Annotated in this window: 1 protein-coding gene; it reads right to left on the bottom strand. The window is 50.9% G+C overall.

Going from position 1 to position 228, the window contains the following annotated elements:
- Positions 1-228, bottom strand: a 228-nt coding sequence (locus HJV72_RS18955; RefSeq protein WP_208073417.1) for an EAL domain-containing protein, incomplete at both ends; no start/stop codon positions are given.

Here is a 228-nt window from a genome sequence, read left to right as displayed (position 1 = left end):
GGCACTCTCCGTGATCTCCAGCCGCATCATCTGCGGCTCCAGCCGGTACCTTTCTGTCAGGTCTATGATGCTTCTGCAGAGATTGGGATCATAGAACTCCAGCCTGGATACATTTACAGACACCGGAATGTTTCTTAAGCCGCGGCGCCTGAGCTCCATCATATTCCTGCAGACTTCCTCCCTGATGTAGGCGTCCAGCTTGATGATAAAGCCATTATGCTCAAAAAA

Origin of the sequence: Extibacter sp. GGCC_0201 (assembly GCF_017566055.1) — a bacterium.
In the GTDB taxonomy this organism is placed as follows: Bacteria; Bacillota; Clostridia; order Lachnospirales; family Lachnospiraceae; genus Extibacter.
The sequence above is the reverse complement of the archived record's forward strand: the minus strand, read 5'-3'. Positions and strand labels throughout refer to the sequence as shown.